The sequence below is a fragment of the Guptibacillus sedimenti genome (genome assembly GCF_028610665.1).
Lineage (GTDB): Bacteria > Bacillota > Bacilli > Bacillales > Guptibacillaceae > Guptibacillus > Guptibacillus sedimenti.
The window spans coordinates 1,369,416-1,386,549 of record NZ_JAQQWV010000001.1 but is presented as its reverse complement, the minus strand read 5'-3'; the positions used below and the strand labels follow the sequence as shown (position 1 = coordinate 1,386,549).

Below are 17,134 nucleotides of genomic sequence, written 5' to 3'. Positions count from 1 at the left end.
ACACCCTCTCTTAGAACTTACGCTTTTTCCTTGCTGCCTCAGATTTCTTTTTACGCTTAACACTTGGCTTTTCATAGTGCTTGCGCTTCTTTACTTCAGCCATAGTGCCTTCTTTAGAAACCGTTCTCTTGAAGCGACGAAGAGCATCATCGATCGACTCGTTCTTACGCACGCGAGTTTCCGCCATCTCTATCCCTCCCTCCAAAACATAGACAATCATAACACATGACTTTCTAACAAAGACATGTCACCTGCAATTATAATACATCCCTTTCGGTTTATCAACATTTCTTTCTGTAATTTTCTTTTTAAACCTCTTTCTAAAAATAAATATCCAAGTAGTTCGCTTGATTACAACAAAACTGAGAATTGAAAGAGCTTTGGGTTAATACATGCATAAAACGAGTACCCCATTTTAAAATGCTCTTTTCTAATAGATTGTTGCTTTTGAATCAATTTATGAATAAAAACCACATTTTGCTAATTGGAGCGGAAATTAACCACTTATCTAAAAGCAACGATATCTACAAAAAGAGCCTTCTAAAAAAATAACGAGCATGTCGATGAGGTCCTGTCCATAAACTTTCAATGGAAAGGAGAATGAATATAAAATGAGTCCATATATAGCCTCTTTTATCGTCTTTATTAGTATTTTTCTTTTTGGTATGAGCATTCTTCGTGTTGGGTTAAACACAATTTCCAATACAAAATTACAGAAATGGCTTTATCATGCCTCTTCAACACCCATTCGTGGACTTCTAACAGGAGCTCTTGTCACAGCGCTATTGCAAAGTAGCTCCGCCGTCATGGTGCTAACCATCAGTTTAATTGCAGCTAAACTTCTTACATTTAGGCAGTCCATTGGCATCATTCTTGGTACAAATATCGGCACTACGATAACTGCAGAATTAATGACACTTAATCCTGAACACCTTGTATTACCATTATTACTTATAGGGTTTATTATGCTTCAGATTCGACAACAGTTCATTTTTAGTTCAGGAACCGTTCTATTTGGTCTTGGATGTATCTTTGTAGCGATGCACGGACTAGAAGCACTAGCCATCCCGTTATCAACACTATCGTTTTTTGAACATGTGATTCACGAAACAAATTCTAGTCTTCTGTATGGAATCGGGATTGGAACCTTAGTCACCGCTGTCATTCAATCTAGTTCAGCCACTACGGGGATTACAATGGGGTTTATTAATCAGGAATTACTTACATTACCTGCAGCTATTGCCATACTATACGGATCTAATGTTGGCACGTGCATCACCGCACTAATGGCTAGTATCGGTAGCAGCAAGGAAGCAAAACTCGCAGCTTATGCTCATGTTTGGATCAACATCATAGGCGTGATATTGTTCTTCCCATTGATTGGCTTATTCGGTGCATTTGCAGCTAGTATGACATCTCTCCCAGATGTTCAACTTGCTCATGTTTCAATTCTTTTCAATGTTCTTTCTGCGTTCTTATTCTTACCTTTTGCAGGGCTACTTGCCAAATCGATTGAAAAGTTACACAATTATAATTTACAATAAAAAATCCATCACTTCTAGTACTAGAAGTGATGGATTTATCGTCTTAATAGTCTGTATCAGCTGTTTCACCTTGTACAATCTTCACTCCGGCACTCGCTCCAATTCGTGTAGCGCCAGCATCAATCATCGCTTGAGACCCTTCTAAATCACGAACGCCTCCAGAAGCCTTAACACCGATGTTTGGTCCAACTGTTCTTCTCATCAACTTAATATCTTCTACTGTCGCTCCACCAGTTGAAAAACCTGTTGAAGTTTTAACATAATCAGCACCCGCTTTAACAGAAAGCTCACACGCACGTGTTTTTTCTTCATCTGTTAAAAGACACGTTTCGATAATAACTTTTACAAGGGCTTTGCCTTTTGCTGCTTCAACGACTGCTTTAATATCTTGCTCTACAAGTTCGTTGTTACCGTCTTTAAGGGCCCCGATATTAATAACCATATCGACTTCTGTCGCACCTTTTTGAATGGCATCTTTTGTTTCGAAAGCTTTCGTTTCAGTAGTAACGGCGCCTAGAGGGAAACCGATTACTGTACAAACTTTTGCTTCCGATCCTTCTAACTTCTCTGCAGCAAGAGATACCCATGTGGGGTTTACGCACACAGAAGCAAAGTTGAAGTCTCTCGCTTCGTCACAAAGTTTCTCGATTTGCTCTCTGCTTGTATCTGGCTTAAGAGCTGTGTGGTCAATCATTTTCGCTAGTTCTTTATTCATGGTTGTCATCCTTCCAGTTCTGTATAAGTAGGCTAAGCCCCTTTATTTAAAACGAAGCAACTGCAGCTGTTGGTTCATCCTCATTCATAACACGAACGAATTGTCCTTCGTTATAAGGATAGCCCGCCTTTGTAATTTTCACTTTAACTATTTTTCCTATCATTGCTTCTGATGCTTCAAAAATCACTTTCATATAATTCGCCGAATACCCGACATATAAGTCTGAAGTCTGATCTTCCTTGTATTTCTCTTCAGGAATAACTTCAAGAACTTCTCCTTCATAGTGTGATGCGTACTCTTTTGCAAGCTGATTGGAAAGCTCAATCAAATGGTGAACTCGCTTATTCTTAATTTCATCATCTACCTGGTCTTCCATTCGCGCTGCCGGTGTACCTGTACGCCTAGAAAATGGGAAAACATGAAGTTCTGAGAATTTATGTTTTGCAATAAAATCATACGTTTCGTTAAATTCTTCTTCTGTTTCACCAGGGAATCCTACAATCACATCTGAAGTAATAGCAAGACCTGGAAGAGCTTGTTTCAAACGCTCTAAGCGCTCACCAAACATTTCCATTGTATACTTTCTTCTCATGCGCTGAAGAACTGTGTTTGAACCTGATTGAAGTGGAATATGCAAGTGCGGAACAACTTTTTCTGACTGATTTAATACTTCAATCACTTCATCCGTTACCTGACTTGCTTCAATAGAAGATATACGAATTCGTTTCAAACCTTTTACTTTCGCATCAAGATCACGAAGAAGTTGGGCAAAATTATAATCCTTTAAATCTTCTCCATATCCCGCTGTATGAATACCAGTCAGAACGATTTCTTTATAGCCCGCATCAACAAGTTGCTGCGCCTGAGTCAGAACAGCTTCAGGTTCACGCGACCTTAGAAGACCTCTTGCCCATGGAATAATGCAGAAAGTACAAAAATTGTTACACCCCTCTTGGATCTTAAGGGATGCGCGCGTACGATCCGTAAATGCTGGAACTTCAAGTTCTTCATATACACGCGCTTTCATAATATTTCCTACACCGTTCACAGGTTCTCTCTCTCGTTTATATTGCTCAATGTAATCAATCATCTTCACGCGATCCTGTGTTCCTACCACTACATCCACACCAGGAATTGCCATAATTTCAGCAGGTGAGGTTTGAGCGTAACAACCCGTTACACAAATGACAGCATCTGGATTTTTTCGAATCGCTCGACGAATGACCTGTCGACTTTTCTTGTCCCCAGTATTTGTTACGGTACAAGTATTAATAACATAAACATCCGATGCATGATCAAATTCTACTCGCTCATAATCATGATCTTTAAACAACTGCCAAATCGCTTCCGTTTCATAGTGATTCACTTTACAACCTAATGTATGGAATGCAACTGAAGGCATATCATCACCCCATTAATTCAAAATGATAAGAAATTGCTGCCAGTACATACATAGCAGCCGTTTCTGTTCGTAATATTCTAGGACCAAGTCCACATGAAGAGAACCCAGCTTCTTTCAAAGTGGCGACTTCATATTCTGAGAGTCCGCCTTCCGGACCAAACACAACCATAACCCTGTCGTTCATTTTTGCCTCGTGAAGCGTTTGAACAAGCTTAGCAGATTCTCCTGCTCTTGCTTCTTCTTCGTAAGCAATTAATTTATGGTCATATGATTCACTCGTCTTAATCAGTGAGGAAAGGGATTGAGGCATATCAATCCTTGGAATCGTTGTTCGATGAGACTGCTCAGCCGCTTCTTTGGCAATTTTGTTTAGCCTCTGCAACTTTTTCGCGCTTTTTTGCTCATCCCATTTTACAACAGAACGCTCAGCTTTAAAAGGAATAAACTGATCAGCACCAAGTTCTGTTCCTTTCTGTATGACTGTCTCGAGTTTGTCTCCTTTAGGTAACCCCTGTACAATTGTCACATTTACAGGTAACCTTTTTTGCTCGTCAAGCCACTCTTTTGGAATAGCTTTAATGAAGTCAGCTGATAGCTCATCTAATTCACAAATCGCTGATTGACCATCTTCTGTACAACAAATAATGCGATCCCCTACTGCCATCCTCATCACTCTTGAGATATGCTTGACATCTTCCCCTTCAATCAAAATATGATCTTGGTGAAGCTGAGATTTAGAGATAAAATATCGTTGCATGACTTTCTCTCCTTACGCGTGGGGCTTTCTCGCAATAAAGGCAACCCAATCTTCCATTTGTAGCGTTTCTTCAATTTCAAGGCCCTGTTCTAGAATCGATTGTTTCACTTCCTGTTTCTTTGCCGTAATGATACCAGAAGTAATAAAGGCACCACCAGGTTTAAGAACCCTAGCAACGTCATCTGTAAAACGAACGATAATTTCCGAAAGTAAGTTCGCCACAACCACATCATAGGACTCTTCTACACCCTCTAGAAGATTATTTTGACTCACGCTAATTTTGTGATGAACTTTATTAAGCTTTGTATTAAGAGCTGCGCTTTTTACAGCTATCTCATCAAGGTCAAGTGCATCCACTGAATCTGCACCTAAACTAGCTGCCGCAATACTTAATACCCCAGATCCGGTACCGACGTCAATCACACGGTGTCCTGGTTTAATAATTTTCTCCAGCGCTTGTACACATAAAACCGTTGTCGGATGTGTACCGGTTCCAAATGCCATTCCAGGATCAAGCTCAATAATAATTTCATCTGTTGTAACAGGCTGATAGTCTTCCCATGTAGGCGTAATGGTGATACGTTCAGAAATTTTGACAGGTTTATAATATTTTTTCCAAGCTGTAGCCCATTCTTCCTCATTCACTTCACTTATTTGAACAGTGTTATGCCCTAGATCAATGTCATAGACAAGTAATCCATTAATCGCTTCTTTGATTTGTTCAACCGTTTCACCAAGAAAACTATTGACTGGTAAGTACGCTTTTAAAATAACGCCTTCCTCAGGATAATCATCAGGATTTAGCTGATAAACCTCTCCGAAAGTAGTATCCCATACTTTCACAAGATCCATCGGGTCTTCAATCACTACCCCACTGGCTCCTGCTTCATGTAGAATGTTTGACACCGCTTCAATCGCTTCGTTTGTTGTATGAATGCTTATTTCAGACCATTTCATTCATTGCCCACTCCTCTTTTGGATCCTTTTTTCGGAAAGGAAACAGGCAGGCCATATTGTACGGCCTGCTTGCTACCAGCTTTCATCTTGCTTATTCTCCCTTAAAAGCTTTTTTAACTTTAGAGAAAAAATTCTCATGTTGCTCATCAGGTACCTGTCCTGAAATCTCACTAAATTCACGTAAAAGATCTTTTTGACGGTCTGTTAAGTGTTTAGGAGTAATCACTTGAATTTTCACATGCTGATCTCCCTGACCGTATCCTCTCACGTTTTGAATTCCTTTGCCTTTAAGGCGGAAGTTCGTACCACTTTGTGTTCCAGCTGGAACCTTAAGTTTAACTTTTCCGTGTAGCGTTGGAACTTCAATTTCATCACCAAGACCCGCTTGAGAGAACGTGATTGGCATCTGGCATAATACATCATCGCCACTTCGTTCGTAAAAATCATGTGATTTCACATAAACCACTACAAATAAATCTCCTGGAGGACCACCATTAACTCCAGCTTCGCCTTTACCAGTAATGCGAATTTGTTGACCTTCATCAATACCAGCAGGGATTTTAACATGGATCTTTTTCTTCACTTCCACTTTCCCTTTACCTCGGCAAGTTTTACATTTATCTTTAATAAGCTTACCAGTACCTTCACAATGGTGACAAACGCGACGATTAACAACGCGGCCAAAAGGTGTGTTTTGTTCAACGTTTAATTGACCTGCACCACCACAGTGAGAACACGTCTCAGGAGATGTTCCAGGTTTTGCACCTGATCCATCACAAGTAGAACATTCCTCTTCTTTTGGTATATAAATATCCGTTTCTTTACCAAAAGCTGCTTCCTCAAATGTTAATTCCATGGAGTATTGAAGGTCAGCACCCTGTCTTGGAGCATTCGGATTGCGTCGTCCACCTCCACCAAAGAACATATCAAAAATATCACCAAAGCCGCCAAAGTCAGCTCCGCCACCGCCAAAACCTTGGTTAGGATCGGCATGTCCAAACTGATCGTACTGAGCTCTCTTTTGTGAGTCACTTAGTACCTCATACGCTTCTGTCACTTCTTTAAATTTCTCGTCTGCACCAGGTTCCTGATTAATATCAGGATGGTATTGCTTGGCAAGCTTGCGATAAGCTTTTTTCATTTCAGCTTCCGAAGCATCTTTGCTAACGCCAAGCACTTCATAATAATCTCGTTTACTCATCGTATCCACTCCCGATTCTCTTCACATAACGTTTATCATATCATTGAGTTTATACGCTCTGCAATACTATATCGTTAGCACCAGTGAACGTTAACAGTTATCGTAGGCTAAACTGATCCTAGCTAAATAAAAATTGTAGCAGAAAACCATCGTTTTGCTCGCTAACCTCAAAAGTTCAACCCTTTCATGTATGGAAAAAAACGTGACTTGTGATTTTTTCTAGACTCTAAAGTTATTTCAATGAACCTTTTAACGCCACTTTATCAGTAAGTGGTTAACGGTTAAAATGAAAAAAGTCAAAGTCAAGATACGCCTGACTTTGACTTTTTTTCGTATCATTTTCTTACTTTTTGTCGTCGTCTACTTCTTCATATTCAGCGTCAACAACGTTATCATCTGCTTGCTCTGTTCCGCCTTCTTCGCCAGCTTGAGCTTGTTGAGCTTGTGCAGCTTGCTCATATACTTTCATTGAAAGTGCTTGAACGATTTCTTGAAGCTCATCTTTCGCAGTGCGAATTGCTTCAATGTCGTCATTTTCAAGTGCTGCTTTTACTTTATCTTTCGCTTCGTTAGCTTTTGTTACTTCTTCTTCCTCTACTTGACCTTCAAGGTCTTTAAGAGTCTTTTCAGTAGTAAACACTAGCTGATCAGCTTCGTTACGTGTTTCAACTTCTTCACGACGCTTCTTATCTTCTTCAGCATTTGCTTCAGCGTCTTTCACCATGTTTTCAATTTCATCATCTGATAGACCGCTTGAAGATTTGATTGTAATTGACTGTTCTTTATTTGTACCAAGATCCTTCGCACGAACGTTCACGATACCGTTTTTGTCGATATCAAATGATACTTCGATTTGCGGAGTTCCTCGTGGAGCTGGAGGAATATCCGTCAGCTGGAAGCGACCAAGAGTCTTGTTATACTGAGCCATTTCGCGCTCACCTTGAAGAACATGAATGTCAACTGAAGGTTGATTATCAGCTGCAGTTGAGAAAGTTTGTGACTTACTAGTTGGGATCGTTGTATTACGCTCGATAAGCTTCGTAAATACGCCACCCATTGTTTCGATACCAAGAGAAAGAGGTGTTACGTCAAGAAGAACAACGTCTTTCACATCTCCAGCAATAACACCAGCTTGAATTGCTGCACCAAGTGCAACTACTTCATCAGGGTTAACGCCTTTGTGTGGATCTTGTCCTGTTTCTTTCTTAATCGCATCTTGTACTGCAGGAATACGAGTAGATCCACCAACTAGAATTACTTTATCAAGTTCAGAAGGTGACATTCCAGCATCTTTAAGAGCCTGGCGAGTAGGTGCCATTGTACGCTCAACAAGATTTGCAGAAAGCTCTTCGAATTTAGCACGAGTTAGGTTAAGCTCAAGGTGTTTAGGACCTGAAGCATCCGCAGTGATAAATGGAAGAGAAATTTGAGTTTGTGCTACACCTGAAAGATCTTTCTTCGCTTTTTCAGCAGCATCTTTCAAACGTTGAAGTGCCATCTTATCCTGACCAAGATCAACACCTGTATCTTTCTTGAATTCAGCAACTAAGTGATCAATGATCACCTGGTCAAAGTCATCACCACCAAGACGGTTGTCACCAGCAGTCGACTTAACCTCAAATACGCCTCCACCAAGTTCAAGGATTGATACGTCGAACGTACCACCACCAAGGTCAAATACTAGGATTGTTTGATCTTCGTCTTCTTTATCAAGACCGTAAGCAAGCGCTGCAGCAGTTGGTTCGTTTACAATACGCTCAACTTCAAGACCAGCGATTTTACCAGCATCTTTTGTTGCTTGACGCTCAGCATCGTTAAAGTATGCAGGAACAGTAATAACTGCTTTTTCAACGCCTTCACCAAGATAATCTTCAGCGTATGATTTTAGTTTTTGTAGGATGATTGCAGAAATTTCTTGAGGAGAAAATGATTTATCCTCAACATCTACTTTGTAATCCGTACCCATATGACGTTTGATTGATTGAATTGTGTTAGGGTTTGTAATTGCTTGACGCTTCGCAACTTCACCTACTAGACGTTCTTCATCTTTAAATGCAACGACAGATGGCGTTGTACGGCTACCTTCCGGGTTAGGGATTACAGTAGCTTCTCCGCCTTCCATTACAGCGATACAAGAGTTTGTTGTACCTAAGTCAATACCAATAATTTTACTCATTACATTCTACCTCCTATTTCTTGTTATGTAGTTAAGAGCTTACCTTTACCATTGCTGGTCGAAGGACGCGATCGTTTAATTGATAGCCTTTTTGTAAGACCTCTACAACCACATCTGAATCATGTTCATCTGATTCAACCTGCATAACTGCTTGATGGAGATGCGGGTTGAAGGCTTCTCCTACAGTACCAACTTCTTCTACACCTTCATTTGCAAGTGCTTCTTTTAACTGACGATATACCATTTCCATTCCAGTAAGCAATGACGTCACTTGCTCATTATCACTTTGAACAGCTAGTGCACGTTCGAAGTTATCCATTGCTGGAAGTAGCTCTTCAGCCAATTTCTGAGAACGGTATTTAGCATCTGCGCTTCGTTCTTCACGTGTTCTACGTCGGAAGTTATCGTACTCTGCCTGTGTGCGCATATATTTATTCTCAAGCTCTTCTACTTGCTGTTGCAAGTTTTCAAGCTCTTCATTTTCATTGGTTTCAGATACTTCAATCACTTCAGGTTCATCATTCTCTTCAGCATTTTGCTCAAGATTCTCTTCCTCTTCCGTTAGAAGCTCTTCTTCCTCTTGATGACTGTTTTGCTTTTCCACGAATTTCACCTCCCTATCGAAATATACCAAATCATTCTCTCATAGAAAAGGATGGAAGAAATGTTTCTCCCACCTTCTTCACTATTACCAAATTACCAGTGTTTGAAACTTTGATATCGATCCGTAAGCGTCTTTGTAAGATCATTAGCAAGGAAACCTAGAATGCTCATTGACCGTTGATACTCCATTCTAGTCGGTCCTAGTAAAGCAATCGAGCCCATTCGTTTTCCTTCAATAAAATAATCTGCTGTCACAATACTACAGTGCTGCATCGCTTCAAGATCATTTTCTTGACCAATTTTAACTTCGATTCCGTTTTTCTCCGGACGAAGAATATTATACATCACATCATCTTGTTCGAACGTATTAAGTAATAACCTGACTTTGTCTATGTCTTTGAACTCAGGCTGAGTAAGAATATTCGTCTTACCTCCGTAATAAACTTTCTCTGCATTCGTATAGAGGAAAAGACTTTCAAGCATTGTGTTCACTTGATTGTAATTCTCGATATGCTTCTTCAAAACAGTTGCCATTTCTTTCATCATGGTAGACTTTAAGGAAATAAGTGGAACATCCTTTAAGCGCTCATTCATAATATTAACAACTTTTTCAATATCAGACATGCTAACCGATGGGGGAATTTTCATCGTTCGATTCTCAACATGTCCACTGTCAGCTACTAAAATAACGACAGCTGTATCCTTGGACAAAGGAATAATTTGTATCTGGCGAAGTCTTGTTTCAAAAACTTCAGGTCCAAGAATAATTGACGTATATTGAGTGAGTTCAGAAAGAATCCCCGCAGATTGCTGAATCACTTTTTCTACTTCCACCATTCTCTCAGCAAAAAGAGAATGAATATTATTCACGTCTTTTTTTGAAAGGACAGGTGGAGATAAAAGATGATCCACATAAAAGCGATAGCCTTTTTCGGATGGTACTCTGCCAGAAGAGCTATGCGTCTTCTCGATATAACCCATCTCTTCAAGATCTGCAAGTTCGTTGCGAATCGTTGCAGAGCTAAAAGTAACGTCTTCACGTTTTGAAATCGTTCGTGATCCAACCGGTTCTGCCGTTTGAATATAGTCGTTAATTAACAACTGCAAAATGAATAGTTGACGTTCTGTTAACATCTCCTCATCACCTCTGTTAGCACTCTAAAGGACTGAGTGCTAAATCTAATAATAAGGTAACAGAAACTTATTTTAGTTGTCAATCATTACGTTAATCATTATTGTACCCAAACAATATTTTTTATGAAAAGGAGAGAAAGAACACAATCTCCCCCTTAAATAAACCTTTTCAGCCATTCTGTCTTATCTTAAAGAAACTAAATCGCAAGAAATTCCTGAAACACTTCGTTACCTAAAAAGAAACCTTGTTCTGTTAAGGTAATGTGTGTCCCGGTGTCTTGTATAAGTTGATTTTGAACGAGCTTATTGATTTGCTCGCTAAATACATCTTCGATCGAGTGATTGAACTTCTTTTGAAACGTTTCTTTTGAAACGCCTTCTTTCATGCGGAGACCCATAAACATTTCTTCTTCCATTCGCTCGTTTTCCGTTAGAACGTTGTCATCCATATATGGAAAACCACTTTCATCGATCTTCGTCATATACTGCTTGAGAGGGCCGGCATTTGCCCTTCTAACCCCATCAATATAGCTGTGAGCACCAGCGCCTATTCCGTAGTACTCATTATTCTTCCAATACGTAATATTGTGTTTGCTTTCATAACCTGGTTTTGCGAAATTGCTAATCTCATATTGCAATAGACCAGCTTTTTCAAGACGCGTTATAAGCATTTCATACATATCAGCTTCTGCTTCTTCGGTAGGAAGTGGTAATTCACCTTTACGCCATTTATTGTAGAAAACCGTTTTTTTCTCTACTTGTAAGGAATAAGAAGAAATGTGCGTGATTCCCAATTCAATCGCTTTGGTAATTGACTCTGAAAACTGAGGAATTGTTTGATCTGGTAAACCGAACATAAGATCTAAGGAAAGATTCACAAAACCTTCATTCTGTGCCATCCGAACAATTTCCCCAATTTCTGCAACTGAATGCCCTCTCCCAAGTTTATTTAGGAGAGAATCCTGGAATGCTTGAGCTCCTATACTTAAGCGATTCACCCCATAAGCTTTCATAATTCGTAGCTTTTCAGGTGTGACGCTCCCTGGATTTGCTTCCATCGAAAATTCAACAGAATCACATAAATAAGGCCCAAAACGATTTTGAACATCCTTCAGAAAACGTTCTAGCTGCTCTTCATTGAGCGCGGTAGGAGTGCCTCCCCCTACGAAGATAGTTTCAATACGATCCGTCGGAAACTGCTCAAGGGTATGTTTCATTTCCAAATCCATATGAGCCAAATAATCATTTACAGGCTGTCCCTGCATAAACACTTTATTAAAATCACAATAGTGACAAATATAATCACAAAAAGGGATGTGTAAATAAACAGCGTTAACCATTTCAATCACTGCTTTCTAACATAATGTAAAGACCGCAGAAACGCTCTGCGGTCTTCTAACCTACATGGTATAAAAATCAACTTAGCACTTCAACTAAAGCACCTTAATTATTCTTTGTATTATCCTGGCGAAGAACAGCCATAAATGCTTCCTGTGGCACTTCAACTTTCCCTACCGTCTTCATTCGTTTTTTTCCTTCTTTTTGTTTCTCAAGAAGCTTACGTTTACGTGAAATATCTCCACCGTAACATTTGGCAAGTACGTTTTTACGCATCGCTTTAATGGTTGATCGCGCAACAATCTTCTGCCCGATAGAAGCTTGGATCGGCACTTCAAATTGCTGTCTTGGAATAAGATCTTTCAAAGTTTCTGTAATGTCTTTTCCGCGATCATAAGCAAAGTCTCTGTGAACAATAATAGATAGCGCATCAATCTTCTCAGCGTTTAAAAGAATATCCATTTTCACTAGGTTCGATTCTCGGTATCCAATCAACTCGTAGTCGAAGGATGCATACCCCTTTGTGCTGGACTTCAATTGGTCAAAGAAATCATAGACAATTTCAGAAAGCGGAATATGATAAACAATATTTACACGACTTTCATCCATGTACTGCATGTCAATGAAATCACCACGTTTGCCCTGACATAACTCCATAATCGCTCCAACATAGTCGTTGGGTGCCATAATTGTTGCTTTTACATATGGCTCTTGCACTTCTGCGATCGATTGAGCATCAGGCATCATTGCAGGGTTATCGATAATAACTTCTTCTCCATCAGTAAGTTTTACCTGGTAGATAACACTTGGTGCTGTTGTAATGAGATCGATGTTAAACTCTCTTTCAATACGCTCCTGAACAATCTCCATATGAAGAAGCCCAAGGAAACCACAGCGGAAACCAAACCCTAGAGCCTGAGAAGTTTCTGCTTCATATTGAAGGGAGGAATCATTAAGTTCAAGGCGTTCAAGGGCTTCACGAAGATCATTGTATTGAGCAGAGTCAACTGGATACAGTCCACAATACACCATCGGATTCATTCGACGATAACCCGGCAGTGGAGTGGCAGCTGGATTTTTCACTGATGTGATGGTATCACCTACGCGGGAGTCGCCCACGTTTTTAATCGCAGCAGTTAGAAAACCAACATCACCAACAGAAAGCTCCTTCTTGGCAACTGGCTTAGGGTTAAACACCCCGAGCTCATTCACTTCAAATTCTTTTCCTGTTGCCATCATGCGAATTTTATCTCCGACTTTTACAGACCCTTCTGTGATTCGAATATATGCGACTACTCCTCTATATGGGTCATAGAGAGAGTCAAAAATAAGGGCTTGTAGCGGACCTTCAGGGTCTCCCTGAGGGGCTGGTACTTTTTCAACGATTTGCTCTAATATGTCTTCGATACCAATTCCAGACTTTGCAGAAGCGAGTACAGCTTCAGAAGCATCCAAACCAATTACATCTTCAACTTCTTGACGGACCCGTTCCGGCTCTGCGCTTGGCAAGTCAATCTTATTAATTACTGGAAGAATTTCCAGATCATTATCGAGTGCAAGGTATACGTTTGCTAACGTCTGCGCTTCAATCCCCTGAGCTGCATCGACAATTAATAGGGCTCCTTCACAAGCTGCAAGGCTTCTAGATACTTCATAAGTGAAGTCGACATGGCCCGGTGTATCGATTAAATGAAAAATGTATTCTTCCCCATCTTTCGCTGTATAAGTAAGCTGAACAGAATTCAGTTTAATCGTAATTCCTCGTTCACGTTCAAGATCCATCGCATCAAGCGTCTGATCTTTCATTTCACGGTCAGTTAACGCACCTGTCCGTTCTAAAATACGGTCAGCAAGAGTCGATTTTCCATGATCAATATGGGCAATAATGGAAAAATTTCGAATCCTAGACTGTCTTTTTAACTTTTCTTCAAGGTTCATCTACAATCACTCCTAAGGCGAAACTACGCTAGTATAGATTATAGCAATACCGCTGTCCAGATTCAATCCGCAATCCGCCCATATATTAAGATATGGGCACCACATCTCTAATTTCATACCAAAATAAAAACAGAAACCCATTAAAAAAAGGCGCAACAGCGCCCTTTCACCTCTGAAAGAAAGATAATAAAGTTGTAATAATCGTAAACACGAACGATAAAACCGCTTGAATGAGCGATGATACCCATTGGCTTACAGTACTCCCTAATTGTCCAAGAACATTAAATTCATTTGCTCCTTCAAGTGTTTTTTGTTTGTCTTTTAGATCTTCTTGAGTAATGGATGTGCCAAGGATTTCAGCTTCGACTCCGTTAGTAGCATTAATCTGAAACGCACCTGTATTTTCGCTAGCTTGCATGTCGTTCATATTTTTAGAAGCCTGTTCCATTCCTAATAGCACTCCAAACAAAAGCAACGAAACAAGGAGAAAAGTTTTCATAAAAAACAACGCCATCTCTCCAGCTCCTTCCTAATAAGCCTGTCCTACACTTCTATACGTATGCCAAAAGGAAATCGATATGCCTAATGTGTATACATGCCACTATTCTGCTGATCTACTTCTCCATGCAAGCAACTATTTAGACCACCCGAAATAACATTTGCCATATCCTCTATAAATACATCAACTTCTTTTGGGGTAACCATTAAGTTATGTCCCATCGGTGCAAGCACTTCACGAATTAAGTTTCGCTTTTCGTCATCTTCGAGTGTACCAACCATCCCAAGAAACGTTTGTCTCTTTCCTTCGTCAGGAAGATCTTCTTCTGTATAAGTCTTCTTCTCACCAAAGGTCATGCCGGCTGGTGCGAGTGATTTTGATGGCTTATCTTTTTCTTTTAATTCTCTTCCGAAATGCTTTAAGATAAAATCGATTGTATCACTCGTGATCGAAACCGCATCAACAACAGTTGGAATACCAATAGCGATAACTGGGATGCCAAGTGTATCAAAGCTTAATTCTTTTCGCTTATTCCCAACACCTGATCCAGGGTGAATCCCCGTATTCGATATTTGTATCGTTGTATTAACACGCTCAATCGATCGCGACGCTAGCGCATCGATCGCAATTACGAAGTCTGGCTTTGCTTTTTCGATAACCCCATGAATAATATCGCTCGTCTCAATTCCAGTGATCCCCATCACACCAGGCGTAATCGCACTTACAGGGCGGAACCCCTCTGAAACGGTCTCGGGTTGAAGTTCAAATAAATGATTTGTAATGAGCAAATTCGAAACAACGAGAGGACCTAGTGAATCAGGCGTCACGTTCCAATTCCCAAGACCGACAATCAAACAACTTGCTTCTTTGGCGATATTCTGTTGCTTTAGAAATGCAGCAAACTCATGAGCAAAAACATCTTGAACGGTCTGTTGGAGAGCTGAGTCTTTTCTTCTAATACCCTGTACCTCAAAAGTTAAATAGTGTCCCGCTTTTTTGCCAATTTCTTTCTCGCCTTGTTTTGTTACCTCGACTGTTGTAATGCTCACGCCTTGTTCGGTTCTTTCTTTGACGATAACGCCCTTTAACCCATCAGGTTGCTCTTCTTTCATGCTTTTTGCTTTTTTTTCTTTCACCATTTCCTGCGCTTCTACAGCTAAATCTGTCCTTACTTGATAGTTATCTAGTTCAACACTTCCCATCAGATCACCCCTTGTTCTATCTGTTACCTGTTAGCGTAACCCTGAAATAAGGTTTTCATTCTCTATTGCAATTCATTGTCCTATTTGATAAAATGTTTCTTGTTCTATGCACGGATATGACATGGAATTGTTAAGCCTTGCAAGGAGGTGAAAGGTATGCCAAATATTAAATCTGCGGTTAAACGCGTTAGAACTCAATCTGATCGTCGCGCTAATAACATTGCTTTCAAATCTGAAATGCGTTCTGCAATCAAGACTTTTGAAGCTAAAGTTGAAGCTAAAGACGTTGAAGCTGCGAAAACAGCTCTTAACCAAGCTTCTAAGCGCATCGACAAAGCTGCTGACAAAGGAATCATTCACAGAAACACAGTAGCACGAAAAAAATCTCGTCTAACTAAAATGTACAACGAGATTTCAGCGTAATTCCTTAAAAACGTTAAAAGCTGTTGGGATATCCCAACAGCTTTTTTTATGCATTTTTAATTTTAGTAACTAACAATTCAAGAATCAGTTTTTTATCCATCTTACCTGTTTTCATCTCATAATCCGATTCAGCAATTTGATCCAAAATGAAGCGTAGTTTTTCTTCTTCAAAACTTCGACTTTGTTGTTGTGCAATTTTCACTGCATAAGGATGCAATTTAAGAGTTGAGGCCATTTGCTTCTGACCATACCCTCTCTTCGAAAGCTCACTAACCTGATAAATAATCCGAAACTGTCTGCCAATTAACGAAAGAATTTTAATGGGTTCTTCATTGATTTTAAGTAAATCATATAAAATACGAAATGCTTTGTTTAAGTCTTTCCTTACGATACGATCAATTAACGCAAAAATATCATTTTCTAATGTTCTTGCAACGAGAAGATCAACAACTTCCGCATTGACAATGCCACCTTCTCCAACGTATAGTGCCATTTTATCTATTTCCTGTTGCAGCAACATCAAGTGACTACCTGTTAACTGAACAAGCCTCTCTTCGCCTTCCTGATCAAGAGAAACACCATGTTGCTTTGCGCGTTGCTGAAGCCAGTCACCCAAATGATTTTCTTGTAACGCCTCGGCTTTAACAAATGTTCCTGCTTTCTTAATGGTTTTCACCAATTTTTTCCGCTCATCCAGCTTTTCATAAGGAGCTTCAATAATAAGAATCGTAAAAGGAGATGGGTTTTCAGCATACCGCTGAAGTGAGTCCAAATCATGCTCTACTTTGCTCTTATCCTTAGCAGCTGTTAAAAACAATGGATTCTTTAATATAATGACACGCTTCTCCCCTAAAAACGGCAGCGTTTCAGCATCTTCTACTGCAGCTTGTACAGGTGTTTCGTTTAGATCATAATAAGCAAGTCCAAATTCTTTCTCTTCTTCTGGGAGCGCCTGATTAATAATCATTTTTTGTAATTCATCAACCAAGAACGTTTCTGTACCCGATAAGAGATAGAGTGGATCTAACTTGTTTTGTTTAATTTTCTTTTTTAAGTCTGAAATGGACATCTATGTACACCTCGTTTTTATTCGTCCATTTCTATCCTAATCCGTCAAAACGATGTTGGCAAGTAGAAAAGGGAAGCCGGCTGCTATAACCAGCCTCCCATTTATAGTAAACGCTCCTTCATAAGGCCTAGGACTCTCATGAAGCAACGATGTTCGGTGTGTAGTAGATAGGATAT

Annotated in this window: 16 protein-coding genes; 2 read left to right on the top strand and 14 right to left on the bottom strand. The window is 39.9% G+C overall.

From position 1 onward, the window contains the following. Positions 1 to 10: 10 nt before the first annotated feature. Positions 11 to 187 carry a 30S ribosomal protein S21 gene (gene rpsU / locus PQ578_RS06770; protein ID WP_048312787.1) on the bottom strand — a complete coding sequence of 59 codons (177 nt, stop codon included), beginning with the start codon at positions 185 to 187 and terminating at the stop codon, positions 11 to 13. Between the two features lie 424 nt (positions 188 to 611). On the opposite strand from rpsU, the gene PQ578_RS06765 reads away from it, so the two are divergent. Beyond that, a complete protein-coding gene (locus tag PQ578_RS06765) occupies positions 612 to 1,544 on the top strand; it encodes a Na/Pi symporter (protein WP_273832708.1) in 933 nt (310 codons plus the stop codon). 43 nt (positions 1,545 to 1,587) lie between these two features. Here the strand turns inward: PQ578_RS06765 and deoC are convergent, their stop codons facing one another. From deoC to gpr, 12 genes are all read right to left on the bottom strand, one after another. Then, positions 1,588 to 2,259 (bottom strand): deoxyribose-phosphate aldolase, encoded by a 672-nt coding sequence (deoC, locus tag PQ578_RS06760; RefSeq protein WP_273832707.1) that lies wholly within the window; start codon positions 2,257 to 2,259, stop codon positions 1,588 to 1,590. A gap of 46 nt (positions 2,260 to 2,305) precedes the next feature. Further along, positions 2,306 to 3,661 carry a tRNA (N(6)-L-threonylcarbamoyladenosine(37)-C(2))-methylthiotransferase MtaB gene (gene mtaB / locus PQ578_RS06755; RefSeq protein ID WP_273832706.1) on the bottom strand — a complete coding sequence of 452 codons (1,356 nt, stop codon included), beginning with the start codon at positions 3,659 to 3,661 and terminating at the stop codon, positions 2,306 to 2,308. A 4-nt stretch (positions 3,662 to 3,665) separates the two neighbouring features. Further along, entirely contained in the window at positions 3,666 to 4,418 is a 753-nt protein-coding gene (locus tag PQ578_RS06750; RefSeq protein WP_273832705.1) for a 16S rRNA (uracil(1498)-N(3))-methyltransferase, read from the bottom strand. 12 nt (positions 4,419 to 4,430) lie between these two features. Next, positions 4,431 to 5,375, bottom strand: coding sequence for a 50S ribosomal protein L11 methyltransferase (prmA, locus tag PQ578_RS06745; protein WP_098444302.1), 945 nt, complete (start codon positions 5,373 to 5,375; stop codon positions 4,431 to 4,433). Positions 5,376 to 5,466: 91 nt separating this feature from the next. After that, entirely contained in the window at positions 5,467 to 6,576 is a 1,110-nt protein-coding gene (gene dnaJ, locus PQ578_RS06740) for a molecular chaperone DnaJ (RefSeq protein ID WP_098444303.1), read from the bottom strand. A gap of 343 nt (positions 6,577 to 6,919) precedes the next feature. After that, on the bottom strand, positions 6,920 to 8,752 hold the full coding sequence (gene dnaK / locus PQ578_RS06735; RefSeq protein WP_273832704.1) for a molecular chaperone DnaK: 1,833 nt from the start codon (positions 8,750 to 8,752) through the stop codon (positions 6,920 to 6,922). A gap of 31 nt (positions 8,753 to 8,783) precedes the next feature. Continuing rightward, a complete protein-coding gene (gene grpE / locus PQ578_RS06730) occupies positions 8,784 to 9,356 on the bottom strand; it encodes a nucleotide exchange factor GrpE (protein ID WP_224883905.1) in 573 nt (190 codons plus the stop codon). Between the two features lie 92 nt (positions 9,357 to 9,448). Continuing rightward, positions 9,449 to 10,489, bottom strand: a complete 1,041-nt coding sequence (gene hrcA / locus PQ578_RS06725) for a heat-inducible transcriptional repressor HrcA (protein ID WP_159783301.1) — start codon at positions 10,487 to 10,489, stop codon at positions 9,449 to 9,451. A gap of 197 nt (positions 10,490 to 10,686) precedes the next feature. Beyond that, positions 10,687 to 11,829, bottom strand: coding sequence for a radical SAM family heme chaperone HemW (gene hemW, locus PQ578_RS06720; protein ID WP_160918722.1), 1,143 nt, complete (start codon positions 11,827 to 11,829; stop codon positions 10,687 to 10,689). Positions 11,830 to 11,932: 103 nt separating this feature from the next. Beyond that, positions 11,933 to 13,765 carry a translation elongation factor 4 gene (gene lepA, locus PQ578_RS06715; protein ID WP_165996798.1) on the bottom strand — a complete coding sequence of 611 codons (1,833 nt, stop codon included), beginning with the start codon at positions 13,763 to 13,765 and terminating at the stop codon, positions 11,933 to 11,935. Between the two features lie 166 nt (positions 13,766 to 13,931). Next, positions 13,932 to 14,279, bottom strand: a complete 348-nt coding sequence (locus PQ578_RS06710) for a DUF3679 domain-containing protein (RefSeq protein ID WP_273832703.1) — start codon at positions 14,277 to 14,279, stop codon at positions 13,932 to 13,934. Between the two features lie 68 nt (positions 14,280 to 14,347). Then, positions 14,348 to 15,469: a GPR endopeptidase gene (gpr, locus tag PQ578_RS06705; RefSeq protein ID WP_224884020.1), complete on the bottom strand. Its 1,122-nt coding sequence runs from the start codon at positions 15,467 to 15,469 to the stop codon at positions 14,348 to 14,350. A 153-nt stretch (positions 15,470 to 15,622) separates the two neighbouring features. Between gpr and rpsT the strand changes: the two genes are divergently transcribed. Continuing rightward, on the top strand, positions 15,623 to 15,889 hold the full coding sequence (rpsT, locus tag PQ578_RS06700; RefSeq protein WP_098444311.1) for a 30S ribosomal protein S20: 267 nt from the start codon (positions 15,623 to 15,625) through the stop codon (positions 15,887 to 15,889). Positions 15,890 to 15,935: 46 nt separating this feature from the next. On the opposite strand, the gene holA is transcribed toward rpsT, so the two are convergent. Then, entirely contained in the window at positions 15,936 to 16,958 is a 1,023-nt protein-coding gene (gene holA / locus PQ578_RS06695) for a DNA polymerase III subunit delta (protein WP_273832702.1), read from the bottom strand. Positions 16,959 to 17,134 lie beyond the last annotated feature (176 nt).

Coding starts and splice junctions, on each gene's coding strand:
- dnaJ (WP_098444303.1), bottom strand. CDS start 6,576: ATGAGTAAACGAGATTATTATGAAGTGCTTGGCGTTAGCAAAGATGCT.
- hemW (WP_160918722.1), bottom strand. CDS start 11,829: ATGGTTAACGCTGTTTATTTACACATCCCTTTTTGTGATTATATTTGT.
- rpsT (WP_098444311.1), top strand. CDS start 15,623: ATGCCAAATATTAAATCTGCGGTTAAACGCGTTAGAACTCAATCTGAT.
- dnaK (WP_273832704.1), bottom strand. CDS start 8,752: ATGAGTAAAATTATTGGTATTGACTTAGGTACAACAAACTCTTGTATC.
- hrcA (WP_159783301.1), bottom strand. CDS start 10,489: ATGTTAACAGAACGTCAACTATTCATTTTGCAGTTGTTAATTAACGAC.
- PQ578_RS06750 (WP_273832705.1), bottom strand. CDS start 4,418: ATGCAACGATATTTTATCTCTAAATCTCAGCTTCACCAAGATCATATT.
- prmA (WP_098444302.1), bottom strand. CDS start 5,375: ATGAAATGGTCTGAAATAAGCATTCATACAACAAACGAAGCGATTGAA.
- mtaB (WP_273832706.1), bottom strand. CDS start 3,661: ATGCCTTCAGTTGCATTCCATACATTAGGTTGTAAAGTGAATCACTAT.
- lepA (WP_165996798.1), bottom strand. CDS start 13,765: ATGAACCTTGAAGAAAAGTTAAAAAGACAGTCTAGGATTCGAAATTTT.
- deoC (WP_273832707.1), bottom strand. CDS start 2,259: ATGAATAAAGAACTAGCGAAAATGATTGACCACACAGCTCTTAAGCCA.
- PQ578_RS06765 (WP_273832708.1), top strand. CDS start 612: ATGAGTCCATATATAGCCTCTTTTATCGTCTTTATTAGTATTTTTCTT.
- rpsU (WP_048312787.1), bottom strand. CDS start 187: ATGGCGGAAACTCGCGTGCGTAAGAACGAGTCGATCGATGATGCTCTT.
- holA (WP_273832702.1), bottom strand. CDS start 16,958: ATGTCCATTTCAGACTTAAAAAAGAAAATTAAACAAAACAAGTTAGAT.
- PQ578_RS06710 (WP_273832703.1), bottom strand. CDS start 14,279: ATGGCGTTGTTTTTTATGAAAACTTTTCTCCTTGTTTCGTTGCTTTTG.